15 protein-coding genes are annotated in these 16,379 nt (G+C 29.3%); all 15 read right to left on the bottom strand.

Annotation, left to right across the window (positions count from 1 at the left end; genetic code table 11):
- Window positions 1–11: 11 nt before the first annotated feature.
- The 15 genes from IC214_RS08175 to IC214_RS08245 all read right to left on the bottom strand — a co-directional run bounded on the left by IC214_RS08175 (window position 12) and on the right by IC214_RS08245 (window position 16,379).
- On the bottom strand, window positions 12–884 hold the full coding sequence (locus IC214_RS08175; RefSeq protein ID WP_227866459.1) for a phage tail family protein: 873 nt from the start codon (window positions 882–884) through the stop codon (window positions 12–14).
- Complete coding sequence (locus IC214_RS08180) at window positions 884–5,566, bottom strand: phage tail tape measure protein (RefSeq protein WP_227866460.1); 4,683 nt, start codon at window positions 5,564–5,566, stop codon at window positions 884–886. The genes IC214_RS08175 and IC214_RS08180 overlap by 1 nt, the downstream gene beginning before the upstream one ends.
- Before the next feature lie 223 nt (window positions 5,567–5,789).
- Window positions 5,790–6,488: a hypothetical protein gene (locus IC214_RS08185; RefSeq protein ID WP_227866461.1), complete on the bottom strand. Its 699-nt coding sequence runs from the start codon at window positions 6,486–6,488 to the stop codon at window positions 5,790–5,792.
- Window positions 6,489–6,688: 200 nt separating this feature from the next.
- Window positions 6,689–6,922: a hypothetical protein gene (locus tag IC214_RS08190; RefSeq protein WP_227866462.1), complete on the bottom strand. Its 234-nt coding sequence runs from the start codon at window positions 6,920–6,922 to the stop codon at window positions 6,689–6,691.
- Between the two features lie 104 nt (window positions 6,923–7,026).
- Window positions 7,027–8,838: a phage tail tape measure protein gene (locus IC214_RS21150; protein ID WP_227866463.1), complete on the bottom strand. Its 1,812-nt coding sequence runs from the start codon at window positions 8,836–8,838 to the stop codon at window positions 7,027–7,029.
- Window positions 8,839–8,850: 12 nt separating this feature from the next.
- The gene (locus IC214_RS08200) at window positions 8,851–9,378 is read right to left on the bottom strand and encodes a hypothetical protein (RefSeq protein WP_227866464.1); all 528 of its coding nucleotides are present in this window, start codon (window positions 9,376–9,378) and stop codon (window positions 8,851–8,853) included.
- Between the two features lie 67 nt (window positions 9,379–9,445).
- Entirely contained in the window at window positions 9,446–10,051 is a 606-nt protein-coding gene (locus tag IC214_RS08205; protein ID WP_227866465.1) for a major tail protein, read from the bottom strand.
- An 18-nt stretch (window positions 10,052–10,069) separates the two neighbouring features.
- Window positions 10,070–10,390, bottom strand: coding sequence for a hypothetical protein (locus IC214_RS08210; RefSeq protein WP_095897424.1), 321 nt, complete (start codon window positions 10,388–10,390; stop codon window positions 10,070–10,072).
- 9 nt (window positions 10,391–10,399) lie between these two features.
- The gene (locus IC214_RS08215) at window positions 10,400–10,783 is read right to left on the bottom strand and encodes an HK97-gp10 family putative phage morphogenesis protein (RefSeq protein WP_095897425.1); all 384 of its coding nucleotides are present in this window, start codon (window positions 10,781–10,783) and stop codon (window positions 10,400–10,402) included.
- The gene (locus tag IC214_RS08220; RefSeq protein WP_095897426.1) at window positions 10,784–11,122 is read right to left on the bottom strand and encodes a phage head closure protein; all 339 of its coding nucleotides are present in this window, start codon (window positions 11,120–11,122) and stop codon (window positions 10,784–10,786) included.
- Window positions 11,122–11,400 carry a head-tail connector protein gene (locus tag IC214_RS08225; RefSeq protein ID WP_095897427.1) on the bottom strand — a complete coding sequence of 93 codons (279 nt, stop codon included), beginning with the start codon at window positions 11,398–11,400 and terminating at the stop codon, window positions 11,122–11,124. The genes IC214_RS08220 and IC214_RS08225 overlap by 1 nt, the downstream gene beginning before the upstream one ends.
- Window positions 11,400–12,746 carry a phage major capsid protein gene (locus IC214_RS08230; protein WP_227866466.1) on the bottom strand — a complete coding sequence of 449 codons (1,347 nt, stop codon included), beginning with the start codon at window positions 12,744–12,746 and terminating at the stop codon, window positions 11,400–11,402. Before IC214_RS08230 ends, IC214_RS08225 begins: the two co-directional genes overlap by 1 nt.
- A gap of 13 nt (window positions 12,747–12,759) precedes the next feature.
- Window positions 12,760–13,467 (bottom strand): head maturation protease, ClpP-related, encoded by a 708-nt coding sequence (locus IC214_RS08235; RefSeq protein WP_095897428.1) that lies wholly within the window; start codon window positions 13,465–13,467, stop codon window positions 12,760–12,762.
- A complete protein-coding gene (locus IC214_RS08240) occupies window positions 13,460–14,713 on the bottom strand; it encodes a phage portal protein (protein ID WP_227866467.1) in 1,254 nt (417 codons plus the stop codon). Before IC214_RS08240 ends, IC214_RS08235 begins: the two co-directional genes overlap by 8 nt.
- Window positions 14,700–16,379: a terminase TerL endonuclease subunit gene (locus tag IC214_RS08245; RefSeq protein ID WP_227866468.1), complete on the bottom strand. Its 1,680-nt coding sequence runs from the start codon at window positions 16,377–16,379 to the stop codon at window positions 14,700–14,702. Before IC214_RS08245 ends, IC214_RS08240 begins: the two co-directional genes overlap by 14 nt.

Raw genomic sequence — 16,379 nt, forward strand, 5'->3', positions numbered from 1 at the left:
TTTCACTCCTATTAAATACCTAAATATCTTGAAGTATGATAAATTGTAACTTCTAAATTATCTATTCCTTCATCTGCATTGTATCTAAATAGATTATCACCAACTTCTAACTGTAGAAATGTAGAATACAAATCCCAGTAATTAAAAGCATTTTCAACTACTCCGTTTTTGCTATAGCTGACTTTTTTATTTCCAAAATCTGTAGTGACTTCAATTACTTCACCTTTTTTCATAGTTTTATTTATTTTTACAAAGTCTTGAGTTTCTATATTAACCAGTTGAGGATTAACCAAAGTTCCTTTTGCCTTGAATAGTATTTTCATACCACATTTAACATCACCCATATTTTTAGTGTTAACTATTAGAGAAGGTTCTCTATAACCCATCATAATCCCATTTTCTTTAATTACTAATGGAAAAGAAAACTTTCCTCTCCATATTGCTATATCTGTTTTAGTTTCACTTTTATCCTTCCAATAAGGGTCTAGTGCTATTAAACCGATTTCACATTCTCTCATATTTTTATATTTTGATTTACTTTGTTTAAACTTAGGAGATTCCACTACTCTTGTAGATATTTTTCTTTCTCTCTCACCATTTACACTTTTTACAATTAAATCTCCTTTTGTATCTGGATTAAATATTGATAACAAATTTCGTTTTATTCTTCTATAGTCCTCATCATCAGTTATAATTTTTAGAATTATATCTATATCTCTTTCATCCACAGTATTACTTACATATGTTGACCCATGTTGATTATATCCCTTAACACTTCCTATATCATTTTTTAATCCATCTAAGCCTTTTATATCTGCAACCTTTATTTTAGTAGTTGTTAAAATAACCTCTGCTCCTTTTTCATTTCTATATATAAAACTCATTATATTAACCTTCCCATCCTTTCTAATTCTCTTCTAGTTTTACAAGCTACTTGACTAGGACTTAGTGGTTGACTAGCGTTTATAGTTATATTATTTTCTTGAACAACTTTATTTTCAGATAATATTTCTACAATTTCAGATAATTTATCATCTAACTTGTAGATAGCTTCATCATTATATTTAGATTTACTTATTATTTTCCTAGATTCATTACTTGAACTTGAGTAGTATCCACCTCTAAGCTTATAATTACTCATATCTGGTGGTGTTGGCATAACAAAACTTCTTTCTCCCATTTCACTTGATTCATTAACTGACTTATGTACTGTTGTTATTGTAATAGTTCCAGATATACTTTTACTGTAAGCCATTCTAATTCTTTCCCAATCAGCTATAGCCTTATCTGCCATAGATTTTGTACTGTTTGTAACACTATCAGCCATACTTGTAACAACATTCTTTACATTAGTTGACATGCTATCTGACTCTGTTTTAACTGCTAAAGACATTTCAGTAGTATTTCTTTTACTCTCTTCTTTCATATTACTAAAATTTTGTTTTATGTCTTTAAGCATATTTGAAGTAGTTTGTTTTGTAACATCTTCCATATCTTTAAAAGAAGTTTTTATATTATTAAAAATGCTATCTATATTTTCTTTAATAGGTTCTGTTTTATCATCTGATGAGCTTCTTCCTAATATGCTATTTATAAATATATCTGAGCCTTCCAGTAAATTATCTTTCTCTGAATTTATACCTGACATAAATTGTTGGACTGCATTTTTACCAAATTCAAATAACTGATTTGGTAAAACTCCAAACTTGCCCTTGACTGTTTCTAATTGTTTCTCTACATCATCAGCCATTTGTTTGCCCAATTCATCATACTGTTTTGAATAGGTTTCTTTAAGTTCTTCTATTTGTCTTTCAATCCTAGCTTTTTCATCTTTTGTATCTTGTTCAGCTCTTTTTTTTGCTAACTCTTTTTTCTTATTATATAATTCTTCATATTTTTTTAGTTCTTCATCTGACATTCCATTGAGGGCTTCAATCTCTTTATATGAACCTGCTCCTTTAGATAGCAATTCTTCATATAAATCTTTCCCTATTCTACCAGCAAGTTGATTCATGTCTTTATCCCATTTTTCAAACACTTCAACTTGACCCTCTAAATTCTTCATTAATTTATCACTTGATATATTTTTACTTGTCACCTCAGAAAATAAATCTACAAAGCCCATTAATGATTTAACTTTAGAATCATATATTTTTTCATATTCTTCGTTCAGTTTTTTCTCATCTGATATATATTTTTCATTTAAATCTTTTAACTTTTTATTATAAGTTTCTTTTAAATCCTGCATATTTTTATAAAAGTCTTTTTCTGCTTGTGCTTGTGTCTCATACAATTTTTTTAATTCTTCTGTTTGCTTTTCTTTTAAACTAAGTTCTTTCTCTGCATAGTTTTTATTAGTACTTTGTATTTTTTCTTGATAATCTTCATTAGCTTTTACTTCGCCATCTCTAAAGGTCTCATTAATCTTTTTTATAGCAGCATTTCTTTTCTTTTTATCTTTAGCATATTTTTCATTAGCTTCTTTTATATCTTTATCTCTTTTTTGGATAAGTTCTTTTATCTTTTTATTATGTTCATCTTCTAAGGATTGTAATTTTTCATTTTTTTCTTTTTGAATTTTAGCCAGTTCTTTTGCATTTTCACTAAACAGTTGTTGTTCCTTTGAAAGATTTTCTTGAGAAGAGTTAATAAAATTATTTATTGTTTCATTTGACCCTTTCTCAATAGAAGATAATCCTTCCACATATGCTTTCGCTGAATTTTCACCAGCTTTACGAAATGCCGAGGATACATCTATAGATTTGGCTGCTCCTCCTAAAGTTTCTGATATACTATCAGAAAAACTACTTCTTGATGACAATGAACTACGCTCTAAACCTTTATTATTACTTACATCATTAGTTAATTTTGTTTTACTTTCTCTAGACCTTCTAAGTATTGAAAGTGAGGTTGGTCTTGGAACAGATGATACGGCATTTGACATTGCACTCTTTTTACTATTAAAACCATCTATCCAAGCTTGTCCTGCTGCTGAACCAGCTGACTTAAATTTACTTTTAGCATCATTTGCCGCTTTGGCTGCGTTACTCATAGCAGTACCTACTGTACTTGATAGTTTTTCGAATGATGTCTTCATACCATTATATGCATCAGAACCTGCTTGTTTAGCTATTTGAGCTAACTTTTCAAATGATGTTTTGGCACCATTATACATATTTGTGGCTTCCTGTTGCACAGATTTAGTTGCTTTTTTAAAATCTGCATCAGTATTTTTAGCCACTTTTTCAGTACCTGATTTTGCACTTTGTGCCATTTTATTAGCTGCTGTACCAACTCCATCTGCACCTAAACTCATATTAGATTTTGCTTTATCAGCAGCACTTTTAGTATTTTTATTTGTACTATTTTCTAAATCCTTGGTATTTTTATCAGCTTTATCTTTTGCTGATTTGGTATTTTTATCTACATCAGTTTCAATTTTCTTAGTATTTATATTAGATTTATTAGCTGCATTTTTAGTATTTATATCTACCTTATTTTCTAGCATCTTCGTAATAGTATCTGAATTCATGACCATACTATTTAAATTAGACTCTGTATTGTTTTTTAACATAGATATGTTTTGGTCTGCCTGAGTTACATCAGCATTTATTCTAACTATACTCTCTTTATTATTTATTTCATTTGTTTTTAGATTAAGCTCATCTAACTTAATATTACTATCACCAGTATTGACTGTAGTATTTATATTATTTTCTTTAGGTAGTTCTTGTATTTTTTGTCCAACACCATCTAATGCTTCTGTTCCTATAACATTTGTTTCAAGTTTGACTCTTTCTTCTTCTGGTAATGCTGCTAGTAAAGCTTGCACCATTTCCACATTCTCAGTTCCTTGAACATTATTAAGAACATTAACTATAGTCTCAGTAGGGATTTTTGCCAAAACATCATTTACATTTTCAGCACCTGTTAATGCATCCATATTATTTGCTTTTATATATGTTTGTATTTCTTCTGGTAAACTATCATACATAGCATTAAGCTTTACTATTTCAGCATTAGATTCAGCACCATTGTTTTTAAGTGTTGTAACTATCTCTTTTGGAATCTGGTCAAATGATTTTGCAACAACTTCTCCTGCATTATTTGCATCTTCTTCTAAAGCCTTCCAATGTGAACTTGATTCATTTCTTAATTTAGAAATTAATTCATTTGCATCAATGCCCATAGATTTTAAATTATTTAGTATTGCATTTTTCATTTGTTCGCTAGACATTGAACCATCTAATGAAATTCCATTAAATGCTTGAGACCAAGTATCTCCCATACTCATAAGCTGACTTAATGATTCTTGGTCTAGTGTTTCAAGTTGCCTTACAACACCAGTTACAGCAGGTTCAATTCCTCTTTGGGCTGCTTCCTTAAATCCATTGAACATATCTGTAGCAGTCTTTTTCAATTGTGTTGAACCGTCACCAATATTTTTATTAATTAAGTTCATAGCCTTTTCTACATCTTGTTGTAATTCAGCAGTACTATATTTTCCTGATGCCACCATATTATTTAGATTAGTTGTAAATTGCTTTGTTGCTTCATCTTTAGACATATTTTCATAAATACCAGCCATTAGAACTGCCATTGTATCTGATGTTCCTCTAAGAATCTCAATTGATTTATTATCTAATCCTTCCAATTCTGTAGCAAATATATTTGCTACTTCTCCAACATTATCTCTTGTTAAATTAGGTAACTGTTCTAACATTAATGTAAAAGCATCTTTAACACCAGTTAGTTCTGATTCACTCATGCTTTTTAATTTTGAAAGTGCTGAACTTGACTCTGCATTTATATTTGACCAAGCTTTTGAAGTGTTAGTTTCCATCTTAGCCCAAGTTTCATCCCATATACCTTCTATATCCCATACATTACCTGTTAATATTGCTAAAATGCTTTTTCCAACACCTTCTAGTAAAATTAATAAATTTCCAAAAGTAAGTTGTACTGTTCCAGCTATAAATTCACATATAGTACTTAAAAATTCTCCAAATGCTCCAAATTTATCTTGCAAAGTAGATAATGCTTGTTCATTTTCTCCAAATTTAGTTATGATACCTGCTATCGCAAGTGCTAATGCTCCAATTCCTACTGGACCAGTTAAAACAGCTAGTACTCCTGTTAAAGCACTTGATGCTACAGAACTTCCAGCCATTGCTAATGAAATTCCACTCCATAAAGTAACTAGATTTCCACCAACTATAATTAACTGACCAACACCAATTAACAATGGTCCCAATGCTGCTGCCATTGCTGCTATTCCTATTATGTTCTTTTGTGTCTCACTATCTAAATCATTAAACCAGTTCGCTGCATCAGTTATCCATTTAATTACATCTTCAAGTACGGGCTCTAAAGATTCAAAAGCATCAATTAATGCTCCTTCTATTGCTGACACCATTCCATCTATAGCACCACCTAGATTATCTTTCATAGTAGCTGCCATTTCAGCCAATGCTCCATCAGAATTTTCTAAGCTTGCTTGTAATGTGTCATATTCGTTTGAAACCCCTGATAAAAGCTTCATTAACGTGTCGAACTGTGTTTTCAAATTGTTATCCTAAAGGCTTTTTATCCATTAGTTCTGGGAGTTTCCTCGCATTATAGTATGTCATTTCATACTCAGTTCGGCGTACATTTTCACCCTTGTTATTATACATTAGGGTGTCGAACACTCTTGGGAAGATTATATTTATTCACTTCCTACGCTCTACAGTGCTAATTAGCCTACTTAGCAATCTAATTAGTTACCTCGGTATTAGCTTATTAATTATTTATTTTAATTTCAATTTATCTTTAACAAATTTTTCAAATTGTTTTTTTGTATTATTCCCATATCCATAAGTATTATGAAACTCTTTATGGTGTTTCTCACATAATGAAACTCCATTTTCAACATTATATCTTTCGCTTATATTTTTATCCCAAGAATTTAAATGATGTGGTATTAACTTATTATCTTTAGTATGTTTCTCTCCACAGATATAACATTTCCTATCATATTTTTTAAACACATTGACTTTCCATTTTTTATATTCTATACTAGATGTTCTACTCTCATTTAATAATCGCTGTTCATGTGTAAGATTTTCTTTCCATCTGTAATGTTTATCTCCTCTTGCATGGCAACATTCATTATTAGGACATCCATACCCATTTAATAAATTAACAGGTCTTATATACCACTCAGTGCCACATTTATTATGTCTAACTAATATAGGTAAATTAGATTTTTCATACTTACCAAGTAAAGTATACTCTTTTCCATATTTGATAGATATCTCTTTTTCAAATTCTTCACAGGTTTTTGTATGTTTATTGCAGACATTACAGCCCTGACCATTATAAATATCATTCCAAATGGCATAAAATTCATGACCTTCAGGACATAACCATTTCAACATTTGTTCTTTTCTTTTCCCTTTATTAGTACCATTACCTATATATTTTTCAGAAAGTAGTTTATATCCCATTTTATTTAAACTTAGCCAAAGATGTATATTTTCAATTGTATATAAATTTGACGAATGAAATTTTTTACCCTTTTTTTATCTCTTATACTAGCATAAGGCATATAATACTTGTATCCTAAGGAATCTACTAAGGATAACTTTCCTGAATTATTTTCATACTCACTATCTAATAACTCATAACCAAAGTTATTTATAGTATTTTATATATATGTATAAGGTAATTTTCGATTATTTATATTTGTCTTTTTTCCACATTCATTGCATTGCCTCTTATTTCTATGTTTAAATTTTTCAAAACTAGTAATAAATTTTTTCCCACACTTACAAATGAAAAGCATCTTTGTACGATTATTTATATATTCTGTAGATAATAATTTACAACCACTTTCATTTTCAACAAAATATTTTACTTGTTCATAAGTCCAATATCTCAAAACAAACCTCCTTAACTTAAATTACGCTTTCATAATACATTATTATACATTTATAATACTTATTAATAAATAATTAACTTAGCTTCCACCGATTTTGCTCGATTCTAAGCTATAAGTTTCCAAATAGCTGTGGCAAAACATTCACCACCAAGCATTGCTGCATATTGTTGTTTTTGTTGTTCTGTAAGATTTGATGTTCCATCAGCTGTAACTCCAAGTTTTATAGCTAATTCCTTTAATACATCAGTCATACTTTTTTGTTTATGCTCCGAATCATACAAAGATATTCCCATTTTTTCTAGAGCATTTCCTGCTTGACCAGTTTCAGTTATTAGGTTTGAAAATACTGATATTAAAGCATTTCCTGCTTCTGAGCCTTTTGTCCCTCTGTTAGCCAGTATTCCTAATAATGCCCCTGATTCTGATAAAGGTATATTTAAAGCATCAAACATCCCCCCAGCAACCACATAAGCTTCCAACATCTGTTGCATACTTGTATTAGATTTTCTTTGTGCTTGTGCTGTTATATCTAAATACTTTCCAAAATCTTCGCTTGCAACACCTGCACTTGACATACTATCAGTTACTAAATCTGCACAAGTAGCTAAATCCATGCCTCCTGCTTCGGCAGCTCTAAGAACAGGTTCTATTCTTGAGATAGATGTTTCTACATCCCATCCAGCAAGTGCTAGATAAGTAAGTCCGTCAGCTGCTTCTGTGGCACTAAAAGAAGTTGAACTCCCCATTTCTTTTGCCTTAGTTTCAAGTTTTTTATATGATTCAGATGTTTTATCTGCTATGCCAGCTGTAGCTTGTAATTTACTCATTGAAGTCCCAAAGTCAACACCTGCTTTAGTAGCAGCTGCTCCCACTCCAATTAATGGCATAGTAACTCCCATTGTCAAAGTCTGACCTACACTTTTTATATTATTTCCAGCTTTTTGTAAGTCTGAACCGATTCTATCAAATGGCATAGTTCTAAGTTCATTTGATAATCGGTTTATTTCAGATTGAGTATTATTAAGTTCAGTTCTATATTGCGTTAGCTCATTTGTGTTTTGTTCTATTTCATTTTCAACCTGATTGTATCTATCCTTAAGTTGCAACAACTTTTGTTGTAATTGTTGTGCTTCTGTTGAATTAGCACCATATGCTGACTTTGCTTGATTTAATTTGTTTTCAGTTTGATTTATTTCTTGTGCAAGTTGCTGATGTTCTGTTTTACTTTTTTCTAAAGTACTACCTAGTTTCTGAATTTCTTGTTGATATATATTTAGCTTCTGCTCACCACTTTGTAATTTTGATGCTAATGTATTTATATCATTACCAAGCCTTTGAAAGTAACTTCCTGATGTCTGTAGTTCTGTACCAAGTCTATTAAATTCACTTTCAGATAAATCTGCTTGCCTCCCTACAGATGCAAGCTTTTCCTCAATCGTTTTAGTCTTATTTCCTAATTGTTCAAATTCTCTGACTGTACTATTCAATTCACTTGATAGTTGATTCAGATTACTCTCAGTCTGATTTATACTTGAACCAAGACCACTTAATTTTTCACTATTTTTCTGTACTAATTGTGCTTGTTTTTGCCACTCTTTTGAGCCTTTCCCTAAACTTTGTTCTATTTCATCTAACTTTGATTTTTGTTTTTCTACTGTTTGAGAAAGTTTATCATATTCTTTTTTTTGTGATTCTAACTTCTTATTATATAAATCTATTTGTTTAGTAGTTTTTTGTATCTTAGCATCTAGCCCTACAAAAGTTTTTTCAAATCCATCTACACCTTTTCCAGCACTCTTAAAATCTTTATCCAAATTTTTTATTTCTTTGTTTATTGAACTCATTTGTTTTGTAAAAGTACTAGCTTCAAGTGCTAAACTGACACTAAGTTTTGCTATCTCTTCACTATTAGCCACTATTCCACCACCTTATAGAACTTCAATGTTTTTATTAGTTCCATTTACTTCTTCAAGTACATCCATTTGTTCAAAAAACATTTTAGGAGTAGCTCTATAAAAATCATCTGTTCTTTTTAGCACTGAATACCAAAGATACTCCATATGTGCGAAATTCCAATCTTTATTTGATATATATTCTTCTTCAAACTCACTCTCATCTTCATTACTTTTTTGAATACATTTTTTCATCAGCTTATTTATATAAGTAAATATATTTTCAAATAATTTAATACTATCTTTTTCTAATTTAAATTCTCCCTCAAATTCTTTATCTGTTATATTTTCAACTCTAAGTATTGAATATAATAGTAGCGAACTTAAAGTATACTGAGTAGAATACTCACTTAACTTATCTAAATTAGAAATATTTAAAAATATCTCATGTACTTTTGATTCTATATTATTTTCTTTCAAATCCTCTTGAACTTGTCTAATGACATAAAAATCTAATGTACCTTTAAATATTTTGCCATTCAATTCTATTTTAACTATATTCATAACCCCTCAACTTTCTAGATAAAATTTATTGACCTCTTAAAAAATTTCAAGAGGTCAATAAGTATAATTACTTTTTCAACATTTTATTTTCTGGTGGAATTACAGTTCTTGCAATTGGGAATTGTACTTCTTTATACCAATTAGTTATTTGCTCTGCATCCACAGTAGGGTCATCTGTATCTATAAACGCATATATGTATGTCTTCCCATTTGTATGTGTATAAGAACCTACAGTATAATTTATTTCTGTTTCTTCTGCTTCTGCTTTACCTTCTACTATGGTTTCTGCATTTATATCTATCGGCTGGCATGTAGCATTATATATAGCATATAATCTTTTATGATTAGATTTTTTCTTTTGCTTTTCAAATAGCCATGCACCTGATGGTGCTACATCAGATTCCGAAACAACCACTCCTCCTTTCATAAGCTCACTACCAAAAAGTAAATTATATTCGTCTGCTAATAAACCTAGAGTTGTTATTGTTCCTTCCCCTCCAGCATAATTTGCTGAATCCTCAACTATTGTATCATCTGCCCACTCTTGAGTAGATTCAAAATTTAATTTGTTAGATATTTTTTTAGCATACTTAATTGGTACTGGAGTCTCATAAACTCCATCTTTCAAATTAGCTCTATGAATATTTTTTAATCCTACTAGTAATTTTTGCATATCTTATCATCCTTCCTTTTATAATAATTCTTCATAAAAAAAATCCATATTTTTACCAAAGTAAGAACCTTCTTTCAAGTCCTTAGCTCCTGTAAATATGAATCCATTCTCTTTCATCACTTCTTTAATTTTCTTATATATACCTAAGTCTTGATTACTTTTATACCAGTAATTCAAAGTAATTGAATACGTTTCAGATAAATTAATATCATTAGTGTACATACTATCTTTTTCATTGTATATTGAAAATATTATATATTTATCTAACATATCACTTGTTTCTTGATAGAAAACAGGAATACCAATTTTTTTTAATGTTTCTGCTATCTTTTTATTCAAAATTACCACCTACTTAAGCAGATTTTTTATTAAACTTTCTTTTATAGTCTCATTAGCTTCTTTTATTGTGTTTTCCCAAGCTCTTTTCATCCATTTTTTACCATTCATTTTAGTTCTTCCATATTCTTGTATGTAACCATAAGTAGCTGCTCTATCTTCATTATTAGATATACCAACATCAACTCTTGCATTTGAACCCGAACCTTTAAAATCAAACTTTCCTAACTTACTCTTTAAATTTCCAGTATCTACAGGCACTGTTTGTTTTTGACCATTAAGTATGACATTCGCTCCTTCATCTAATGCTTTAGTAGTTATTTCTTTACCAGCTTTCTTTCCTAGTTCATCTAATTTGGCTTGCACTGTATTAAATCCATTCCATTCTAATCCCATTTATTCACCTTCTAACAATAATTCTATATATTGATTTTTTTCTTGTATATTATCTGAATATATTATATTATAAGTGTTTTCTTTGTATTTCACCCTATACTTTAAACTTACTCTAACATCTATAGAACTATCTAAATACTTTAAGTATCTAATTGTTGCTTTTTTATTTGCTTTTGATTGAGCTTGTTGTGCTTGAAAAAACTCTTTTCCATTTATATTCTTTATATTAGCCCAAACAATTTTAAAATCTATCCAATCATTTACTGTAAATCCATTTTCATCATTTGTTTGTTCTTTTATTTGTATAGTAATTCTTTTATTTAATTTTCCAACATTCATTATATATTACCTTCTTCATAACAAAATTGTAATTGTAACATGATAGTCTTTAATCCAAAATCAATTCCTTTTGTATCTCCAACAATTCCACGATTTTCATACCAATGACAAGCCATCATTTCTACAGCCAACTTGTAAAGTTCTTCATTTTTAACAGTATCAATATTAATACCTGCATTTTTAAAATATGTATTAATAGCTGGAATTAAAGTTTTTTCTATCCAATTATTATCATCTTCTGAATCTACTCTTAGATATAATTTAATTTCTTCTAACATTAAGCATTTTCCTCTGGTAATGTTAATTTAGCTATTATTATTGCTTCATCATCCTTTACAGAACCATCTAGCTTATTTATTACTCTAGCTTTGTTTGTATTAGTTTCAAAAGCACCAGCCCCTATATTAGTTGTAGCTAATTGATATTTGCCATCATGGAATATCTTGTATGCTTCTTTCAAATCACCTAATATAATAGGAGATATACTTGTTGTTGTTTCACTTCCCTCTGACCCACTCTTAATTGTTTCAGTTTCTAGTGTTTCATTATTTATCTCTATTACTGGTAAACCTAAAAATTTATATTCAGTTTCATTTTTAGGGTCTGGTTGTAAATAGCTCCTTCCATTTTTATCTTCTAAGCTATCTAGATAATTAAACCCATCTTGATTCACTATCCACTTAGAACTCTTTTTAAATACAGAATTTAAAGTTACATTTTTCAATTTTTTAAAGTTTTTAATAGTTGAAGTACTCTTCAAATCTACTTTTTTGAACTTAGTAGTATCTGAGAATATTCCCTCAATTTCATCACCATCATTATCTTTGTATCCATTTAATATTATCATGTTTCTTGTTACTCTTACTTTATCAACTATCCAATCTATTATAAAGTTCTCTAATTCCTTTGATGCAAATTTCAACAAGTCATTAGGAATAGTTATCATCCCAGCAAAATCTATTAAGTTAAAAGAAATTCTTTCTAGTTTAGGATTATCAGTATCTTTTATTTTGCCATACGTTTGAGTACTTGAATTATATTCCGATAATTTTCCAAGTGGTGTTTGTTTCATTCTTTTTTCATAAGTTCTTTGACCACTTCTAGTATAAACTTGTTCTGAATCAACTAGGGTAGATAAATCAATAGAATCTTTTAATCTTTTATTGATTTTTACAGAAATATCTTCTGGAACTGCATATCCACCATCCTCGTCTATATTTTCAGAAATAGCCATTCTTTCAGAGTCAGTAAATTCAAATTGTTCCCTTGTTGCTGAAAATTCATTTTTTTCTTTCTGCTTTAATAAAGTATTAGCAATTACTTTACAAAATAAGTTTCCATCATATTTTGCTTTTTCTTCTATATTTTTTATTTTAGTTGCCTTAGAATTATTTATTTTGTTTTTTATGTTATCAAGTTCATCTTCTTCTAATTCAACTAAACCATCATAAATTTTTTTAAGTTTCTCTGTATCAGCAGTTAGTTTTTCAGCTTCATCAAGCTTATTTTCTATAATTAAGTTCTTTATCTTTTCTATATTTTCATCAATAGATGCTTTTACTTCTCTTATATCAGTTGACATATATACCTTTAAGTTTGTATTATACTTATTTTTATTTTTCATTATTTGCCCTCCACTAGATTCTTTCTATTCTTTTTAATAAATTATTTTTTCTTTCTTCAATGTCATTTACTTTTATGTTATTAATAACTTTAGGTGTTTTATTATATTTATCTAATATGTCACCAGAACAGGCAACTGCATCTACTTCACTAGATAATTCAAAATTAAAATATTTCGTTGCTTCTTCTCCTGTTAACCATGTTTCTTCTTCTATCATTTGCTTTATCTTTTCAATATCATTTTCATTTTTTAAATTTTCTTTGTAAATTTCTAATGCTGTTTTGTCTATTTTTTCCAACAAACTTGCATATTCAATAACTTTTTTTGAATTTCCTTGCACAATTCCCCACGCTTTGTGAATCATAAAAAAAGCATTGCGTGGGATAATTATTTTATCACCTGCAAGTGCTATTATTGATGCTATACTTCCAGCAATACCGTCTATTTTTATTGTTTTAAATCCTGCATGTCTTTTTAACATATTGTAGATAGCCATACCAGCAAATACACTTCCACCACCAGAATTAATGTAAATATCTAGGTCTTTATCCTCTTGACCCTTTAAAAAGTTTTTTATTGATTCTGGATACTGGTCTTCTTCTTCCCAAGCTCCCCATGAGCTGGATACTATATCACCATAAAAATACAATTCCGCTTTTTTATCAGTAGAATTTTTTATTTGTAATATACTTGTTAAATTATCTTTATTTTTCTTACTCATTATTTACACCCCCCTTCTCATATTGCTTACCAACCTCTGTAATTGGTATATAGTTTCCATTTGTTATAAGAATATCGCCACCTTCCTTTTCTGGTAAATCAACAAATTCACGAGCTTCATTAGGAGTATAGATACCATTGTTTACACCTGCTGTTAATGTTTCCATCTGCGTTTTTGTATCAGCTCTTAAAATAGCTCTTTCATTATATTTAAAGAAACAACCTTCTTCTATTTGTTTATTTGTAAGTAGTTTAAATGTTGTTTCTTCTTCATATTGTTTTAATATAAACTGTAATGTATCAACATAAAAGCTTAACTGTTGCATTTCTGAATTTGAATAACTTGATTTTTCATAATCATTTATGTGATTAGGTTTTATTCCAAAAGCTCCAGCGATTTGCAGAGAAGAGTATTTTCTAAGTTCAAAAAATTGTACATCTGTAAATTTTATATTTAATGGTTGCAAAGTCATTCCTATAGGTACAGGAATTATCTTTCCTGTGTTATCAATCCCATTTGAAAATTCTTCATAAAATGATACTAATTTTCTCTGTGCTTTTTTATCTAAATCGCCAGTATATTGTAATATAGCTTTGCCTGTTAAACCTTGCTTATATAGTTTGTTCATGTATTGCTGGCTATTTAAATTCCCCTCTAAAGTATCTCTTAATATTTCTCTTACTGGTAATCCTGTTATCCCATCTAGTGTATGACTTGTTTTAAAATGTAAAACATCTTTTCCTTGAAAGATATGTCTCTCTCCACTTTTAGGGTCATTATATACATACCATACTTTATTTTTTTTACCAAAGAAACCATGATTATCTACATATATTTCAACACAATCACTTTGCATAATCCATAAATCAATTAATTTAGCTCCACTCCATCTACACCACACATACGCATTTCCAAAATGATTTCTGTTCTGCTCTATAGTTGACCAAAAAATGGCTGGTGTTGTATACTCATTAGGTCTTACTTTCAAAACTCTATTTATATCTGATAATTCAATTGCTTCTCTTCCTTTTTCTGTTCTTTTGTATGTTTTCAAAGACAGTTTTCCAAGGGTTTCTGATAAAATCTTCAAGCATGTAAAATATGTTATTTCACTTCTTACATTTTTACTGGTTTCATCAATTCCTAACCATGTTAAAATATCACTATCACCTACACTTTTGGGTGTAGGGTCTATTTTATTAGCTATATATTTTCTTATTTTATTAACAGCATTAATCTTCTTCACCTCCCATTACTTTATTTAAAAATTTATCGACATTATTTTGTGTTGAAAATTGTTCACCCTCATTATTAAAAATTGCTCTTGATATTCCCATTAGCATTGCTATAATACCATCTATTTTATATTTACTTCTTTTCTTTGAATATTTTATATTCCCAGCATCATCCATAACTGCAACAACATTCTTTGCCATTCGTCTAAAAAGACTATTTTTGGCTATTATTATTCTTTCATCTAACAAGATATTTTCAAAGTCTTTAACTGCTGGTGACATAGAACTATATCCTTGCCCAAAGGGCAAAACGTCATAATCTTCTTCTAGTTTATTTCTTATGCCTATAGAACCCCATCTATCGAAGCCTATTTCTTGAGTTTCTAATTCATATTTTATTTTAGTTTCTTCTAAATAATCATGCATATATTGATAGTTAATAGAACGACCTTCCAATGCAATCAATTCTTTTTCTTGTACTAAAATATCATATCGAATATCATCCCTTTCACTTCTTTCTTCAATTGTATCTTTTGGTGTAAATAAAAATGGGTAAACTATATACTTATTAGTATCTTCATCATAGAAAACCATTACATAGGCTGTTATATCTTGGGTTGAACCCATGTCCATTCCATCCCAAGTTTTCATATTTCTTAATTCTTTTAGATTTATTTCTCTTTCAGCTTTTTCCCACAATTCCATATTTATTGCACCTTCACCATCAAGTGCAACATGTTGATTCAGATATAGCCTTCTAAATGCTGCTTCTTGTGTCTTTAATCTCGTAGCTCTTATTGCAAGGTTTTTCAGTTCTTCATAACTTCTAAATGTCCCAAGAGCTGGATTAGCTTTAAACCATTGTTCTTCATCCAACAATTCACACTTTTCCTCTGCTTCATAAATTGCATAAAAAAAGGAATCATCCTCAAATTCGCCTTTCATTAATTCTTTTGAATACGAATATAATTCAAATTCTAAATTCTCTGGATTATCACCACTACTTGCAGTAGTTATTGTTAACATTAAAGGTTCTTCCCAAATTCCAGCTCCAGTCTTTAGCTTATCGTATAATTGTCTATTTTTAGCTTCATGTATTTCATCAATTATACAAACATAGCCAGCATATGAATCTGCTGTTCCTGCATCTGATGATAAAACCCTTAGATATGCATTCATATTCTTTTTAAACATATACTTTCTACTTTCAAGTATATTTACATATTTTTTTAAGGTTTTATTGGTCTTAACCATGTGATGTATTGTATTAAAAAGTAATGATGCTTGGTCTCTACTATTTGCGGTTATTATTGTTTCACTTCCAAACTCATTTTTACAGAAATATAAGTAACTAGCTATAAGAGCTATCAAGAATGACTTAGAATTTTTACGAGGTATGTTTATATGTGCTTCTCTAAACCTTCTTAAATTATCACTTTTTCTTTTAACACAAATAATACTAGTGCATATTTCAAACTGAAATTTTATTAACTTTATTTTTTTACCTTTTTTACCTTTATCAAGTTCTAATTTGCTTGCAAAGGTAAGAAATTTCTTAGCTTCTTCTACATCATAGTAATATTTTTCATTATCCCACTTATTTTTTAATTCCCTAATGGCATCATCCAGATTCCAAGTCAATTGTTTATCTATTATTTCTTTTAATTTTTCATTCAT

Source organism: Clostridioides sp. ES-S-0190-01 (assembly GCF_020658275.1).
Lineage (GTDB): Bacteria > Bacillota > Clostridia > Peptostreptococcales > Peptostreptococcaceae > Clostridioides.